This window comes from Cryobacterium cryoconiti (assembly GCF_004403065.1).
In the GTDB taxonomy this organism is placed as follows: domain Bacteria; phylum Actinomycetota; class Actinomycetes; order Actinomycetales; family Microbacteriaceae; genus Cryobacterium; species Cryobacterium cryoconiti.
On sequence record NZ_SOHA01000008.1, the window covers coordinates 1 to 5,692 of the forward strand.

The following is a 5,692-nucleotide window of genomic DNA, read 5'->3' on the forward strand; positions in this document are numbered from 1 at the left end:
CGGCGCCGGACGTCGCCCGGTCGCCGGGGTGCTCCCGGCCCCGGTTCGTGCGGGCGTCGTCGCGGCGCTGCGGGGCGGCACGGCCGCGGCCGCCGGCATCCTCTGCGTTGCCGGCCTCACGGTGTTCGTGCTGATCCTGACCAATTACGCCACCATCATCGGACTCTACGAGACGGTGCAGGCCGGGGTTCTGGGTGGCATCGCGCTCACCATCGCCCAGCTCGCGCTGATCCCGAACCTGGTCATCTGGGCAGCGTCGTGGTTCGTGGGTCCCGGCATCGCCGTGGGCGTGGGAACCAGCGTCTCGCCGGTGGGAACGGCGCTCGGCACCGTGCCGGGACTGCCCATCCTCGGCGTGCTGCCCCAGGGCAGCCTTGCGTTCGGGTTCGTCGGCCTGCTCGTTCCCGTGCTGATCGGCTTTCTCGCCGCCGTCATCCTGCGTCAGCGCACCGGTGCCACGGATGCCCCTGCCCCCACCATCACGGCGCGGCTGCTCACCGGTCTCGGCACCGGTCTCGTCGCCGGCGTGCTGCTCGGCCTGCTGGCCTGGTGGTCGGGCGGAGCGGTCGGCCCGGGCCGGCTCGTCGAGGTCGGGCCGAACCCGTTCCTGGTGGGCGTGCTCGCCGCCGCCGAGGTGGGCGTCGCGGCCTGCCTCGGACTGTTCACGCCCGCGCCCGCGGCTCGGGCCGCGGCAACGGGCGGCGCGAAGAACGGCGCAACGGGCGGCGCCGGCCGCCTGCTCGGGAAGCTCCGCAACTCACTCCCTCGCCGCTGACGGGCCCGCCCGCATCCCCGCGTCACAGGTGGGTGGCCCCCATGTGGCCGCCGAACGGTAGGCTTCTCCCGTGCTGAACTTGGTCGTATTGATCTCCGGCGGAGGATCCAACCTGCGCTCCCTGCTCGAGGCCTGCCGCGACGCCGAATACCCCGCGCGCGTGGTGGCCATCGGCGCCGACCGCGACGCCGACGGGCTCGAGCTGGGCGAGGAGTACGGCATTTCCACGTTCACGGTTCCGTTCACGTCGCACCCGTCCCGGGAGGCGTGGGGCGACGAGCTCCTCGCGCAGATCCAGCAGTGGGATGCCGACCTCGTCGTGCTGAGCGGCTTCATGCGCCTGCTGCCGCCCCGGGTCGTGGCCGCGCTGACCCCGAACCTGCTCAACACGCATCCGGCCTACCTGCCCGAATTCCCCGGGGCCCACGGTGTGCGCGACGCCCTGGCCGCCGGGGTCGCCGAAACCGGCGCCAGCCTGATCGTCGTCGACACCGGTGTCGACGACGGGCCGATCATCGCGCAGGAACGGGTGCCGGTGCTGCCGGGTGACACTCAGGCATCCCTGCACGACCGCATCAAACTCGTCGAGCGTCGCCTGCTGGTGCAGGCCGTGCTCGACATCGCCAACGGACACGTCGATCTCAAGGAGCATTCCCACATATGAGCGGTCCCACCAACGCCCAGAGCCTGTACCGCCACCGCGACGTCGTGCCCGTGCGGCGCGCCCTGATCTCGGTGAGCGACAAGACCGGGCTGATCGAGCTGGCCGCCGCCCTCGCGGCGACCGGCGTCGAAATCGTGTCGACCGGGTCCACGGCGGCCACCATCCGCGCCGCGGGCCACGCTGTGACGGATGTCTCCGCGGTCACCGGCTTCCCCGAATCCCTCGACGGCCGGGTCAAGACCCTGCACCCCGGAGTGCACGCCGGAATCCTCGCCGACCTGCGCCTCGAAGCGCACGAGGCGCAGCTGGCCGATCTCGGCATCGAGGCGTTCCAGCTCGTCGTCGTGAACCTGTACCCGTTCGTCGAGACCGCCCTGGCGGGCGCGTCCCCGGCCGACGTGATCGAGCAGATCGACATCGGCGGACCTGCCCTCGTGCGTGCCGCGGCGAAGAACCACGCCAATGTCGCCATCGTGGTGGACCCCGACAACTACGACGAGATCATCGCCGCCGTCGTGGCCGGCGGCACCCCGCTGACACTGCGCCAGAAGCTGGCGTCGTTGGCCTTCGAGCACACCGCCGGCTACGACCTGAGCGTCTCCGCCTGGTTCACCGAGAACGTCTACGACCAGTGGCAGGACGACGCCGCGGCCCTCGACGAGGACATCCTCGAGGAGTTCGACGCCGTGATCGGTGACGCCCTCGCTGACGAGATGCCGTTCCCCGAGACCCTCGTCATCGAGGCCACCCGCAGTGCCGTGCTCCGCTACGGCGAGAACTCGCACCAGGCCGCTGCGCTCTACCTCGGCGAAGGAGGCCAGGGCATCGCGCAGGCCGTTCAGCGTCACGGCAAGGAGATGTCGTACAACAACTACGTCGACGCGGACGCCGCCGTGCGCGCCGCCTACGACTTCGCCGAACCGGCCGTGGCCATCATCAAGCACGCCAACCCCTGCGGCATCGCCGTCGCCAACCCCAAGGCACCCGATGCGATCGCCTCCGCGCACCACCGCGCGCACGACTGCGACCCGATCTCCGCCTTCGGCGGCGTCATCGCCGCCAACCGCACGGTCACCCTCGGCATGGCCGAGACCGTCAGCCAGATCTTCACCGAAGTGCTCGTCGCCCCGGGCTTCGAGCCGGCCGCGTTCGAGCTTCTCAGCGCCAAGAAGAACATCCGCCTGCTCGAGCTGCCGGCCGACTACCACCGCTCCTCGCTGGAGCTGCGCCAGATCTCCGGCGGCCTGCTCGTGCAGGAGTCCGACACCTTCGACGACCTCGACTCCTCGGCCTGGACCCTCGCGGCCGGCGCCGAGGTCGACGAGGCCACCCGGGCGGACCTCGAGTTCGCGTGGAAGGCCTGCCGCTCCGTGAAGTCGAACGCCATCCTGCTGGCACGCGGCGGGGCATCCGTGGGCGTCGGAATGGGCCAGGTCAACCGGGTCGACTCCTGTCACCTTGCGGTGCTGCGGGCCGGCGACCGGGCGGCCGGCTCGGTCGCGGCCTCGGACGCGTTCTTCCCGTTCGCGGACGGCCTGCAGGTGCTGCTCGACGCGGGCGTCACGGCCGTCGTTCAGCCCGGCGGTTCGGTGCGCGACGCCGAGGTCATCCAGGCGGCGACGGATGCCGGCGTCAGCATGTACTTCACCGGGGAGCGCCACTTCTTCCACTAGGCGTTCGCGGGGGAATCCCCCCTGTGGCTGACTCAGGAGATCGGCGGCATCCGTTTTCTCCGGAGTCGGCCACGGAGTCTGGCACGATTGAGGGGTCCGTGGCTTCATCAGAACCGTCCCGGCCGGAAGGAGCATCGTGCCCGATCTCGAGGGATTCGTGCAGACCGACTACCTGATCGCCCTGGCGATCGCGGTTGTGGCCGCCGTGGGAATCACGGCGATCACCGCCCTGGTGTTCCGGGTGGCCGGCCGTAAAAAGACCTGGGCGCGCACGCTGGTCGGCCTGGTGCGGGTACCGTTCCGGCTGACCCTGCTGGTGGGCGCGATCTGGTCGGTCAACACCGTGTTCCTGGACAGCTCAGAGGAGATCGAGCGTCTGGTCGACTTCATCTTCCGGGCTCTGTTCATCGCCGCGGCCACCTGGCTGGTCTGTGCGCTGTTCTACTTCTTCGAGGAGGTGGCCGCCACCCGCTACCGCGTGGACGTGCGTGACAACCGGGTCGCTCGCCGCGTGCGCACCCAGCTGCGGATGCTGCGCCGGATCGGCGTCGTCGTGGTCATTATCTGCGCGATCGGGGCCGTGCTGCTCAGCATCCCCGGCGCCGCGACCCTCGGCGCGAGCCTGTTCGCCTCCGCCGGCCTGCTCAGTGTGGTCGCCGGCCTGGCCGCGCAGTCCACGCTCGCGAACGTGTTCGCCGGCATCCAGCTGGCTTTCAACAACGCCCTGCGGGTCGACGACGTCGTGATCGTCGAGACCGAGTGGGGCAAGATCGAGGAGATCACGCTCACCTATGTGGTCGTGCACATCTGGGACGACCGCCGGATGGTGCTGCCGTCCACCTATTTCACGACCAACCCGTTCCAGAACTGGACGCGGCACAACAGCGAGCTGCTCGGCGCGGTCGAGTTCGACCTCGACTGGCGCGTCGACCCGGCGGGCATGCGCGTGGAACTCGACCGCATCGTCGCGCAGACCGAGCTCTGGGACGAACGCGTGGTCGTGCTCCAGGTGACGGATGCCGTGGGCGGCTTCGTGCGCGTGCGCGTGCTGGTCTCCGCCGCCGACGCTCCCACCCTGTTCGACCTGCGCTGTCTGGTGCGAGAGAACCTGATCGACTGGATCAACACCCACAATCCGGAGGCGCTGCCGGTCGGCCGGATGGAGCTGCGGCGGGAAACCCCGCGGGCGCCGGCCCCCGCGCGTTCAGAGCCGGCGCACCCCGTCACCGCGCCCATCGGGTTGTTCTCCGGCGACGAGAATGCCAAGGCGCGGGCGGCCGAGTTCACCGCCACCATCCCCGTGCAGAGGGGGCCGGCGGAGGAGCGCTGACGCGCCGCGGCTCAAGGCGAGCGTTCGAGGAGTCGGGTGACTAGTCTGGTGCAGTCGACGCGCCACGATCGCGGCGGCACGATGAGCCCACAAGGCCGACCAGCGAGGAGAACCACCCATGACGCTCACGCACCCCACCACCTCGCTGGATGCCCTGATCGGCCTCCCGTTCACGCACGAACGCGTGGTGATCACCACCGGCATCCGTTCGGGCCTCGTGATCACCGTGGCCGTGCACTCCACCCGGCTGGGCCAGGCCCTCGGCGGCGCCCGGCTGTGGCAGTACGAGAACTGGACGGATGCCGTCGCCGACGCCCTGCGCCTGTCCGCGGCGATGACCCTGAAGAACGCTGTCGCCGGGCTGAACCGGGGCGGCGGAAAGTCCGTCATCCACCTGCCGTTCGGGGTCGAGCTGAGCGAGGCGGAGCGACGCGACGCGATGCTCGACCTCGGTGACGCCATCGAGAGCCTGGACGGCGCCTACATGACGGCTGAGGATGTCGGCACGAACGCCGAGCTGATGGCCGTGGTGAAGGAGCGCACCGACCACGTCTGTGGGTTGCCGGCCGCCAGCGGCGGCGTGGGCGAACCGGCCGACGCGACCGCGGCCGGCGTGTACGCCAGCGTGCTCGCCACCCTCGATGCCCTGTTCGGCAGCCGCGAGGTCTCCGGACGGCACATCGTGATCTCCGGCCTCGGCCAGGTCGGCGGGCGCCTTGCCGCAACCCTGGCCGCCGCCGGCGCCCGGCTCACCGTCAGTGACGTCAACCTCGGCAAGCAGGAGTTCGCCGCCGGCCTCGGGGCCGAGTGGGTTCCGGTCGACGAGGTGCACCACGTGCCGGCCGACCTGTTCGTGCCCTGCGGTCTCGGCGGGGTGCTGACCGCCCGCGTGATCGGGGAACTCAACGTGCTCGGGGTCGTCGGCGCCGCCAACAACCAGCTCGCCCAGCCGGAGGGAGCCGCCCAGCTGGATGCCCGCGGCATCCTCTGGGCCCCCGACTTCGTCGTGAACGCGGGCGGGGTGATCTACCTGGCCCTGGCCTCGGAGCCGAACGCCGACCTGGCCCGGGTGGCCGAGCGGGTCGCCGCGATCGGCGACGTCGTCGCAGAGATCTTCACGGATGCCCGTGAGCAGGGCATCACGACCCTCGCCGCCGCCGAGCGCCTGGCTGCCGCGCGGCTGGACGCCGCCCGCCCGCGCCGGTAGTCGCCCGGCACCGCCCGCCCGCGCCGGTAGTCGCCGCGCACCG

Annotated in this window: 5 protein-coding genes; all 5 read left to right on the plus strand. The window is 71.0% G+C overall.

Annotated features, from left to right (window positions below; genetic code table 11):
• Window positions 1-775 (plus strand): cell division protein PerM (locus tag E3T49_RS16105; RefSeq protein WP_241972645.1); only part of this gene is annotated, 775 nt, incomplete at its 5' end.
• A 70-nt stretch (window positions 776-845) separates the two neighbouring features.
• Window positions 846-1,439, plus strand: coding sequence for a phosphoribosylglycinamide formyltransferase (purN, locus tag E3T49_RS04510; protein WP_134423772.1), 594 nt, complete (start codon window positions 846-848; stop codon window positions 1,437-1,439).
• Window positions 1,436-3,112: a bifunctional phosphoribosylaminoimidazolecarboxamide formyltransferase/IMP cyclohydrolase gene (gene purH / locus E3T49_RS04515; RefSeq protein ID WP_134423773.1), complete on the plus strand. Its 1,677-nt coding sequence runs from the start codon at window positions 1,436-1,438 to the stop codon at window positions 3,110-3,112. The genes purN and purH overlap by 4 nt, the downstream gene beginning before the upstream one ends.
• A gap of 136 nt (window positions 3,113-3,248) precedes the next feature.
• Window positions 3,249-4,442 carry a mechanosensitive ion channel family protein gene (locus tag E3T49_RS04520; RefSeq protein ID WP_241972646.1) on the plus strand — a complete coding sequence of 398 codons (1,194 nt, stop codon included), beginning with the start codon at window positions 3,249-3,251 and terminating at the stop codon, window positions 4,440-4,442.
• 118 nt (window positions 4,443-4,560) lie between these two features.
• Window positions 4,561-5,649 (plus strand): Glu/Leu/Phe/Val dehydrogenase dimerization domain-containing protein, encoded by a 1,089-nt coding sequence (locus tag E3T49_RS04525; protein WP_134423774.1) that lies wholly within the window; start codon window positions 4,561-4,563, stop codon window positions 5,647-5,649.
• Window positions 5,650-5,692 lie beyond the last annotated feature (43 nt).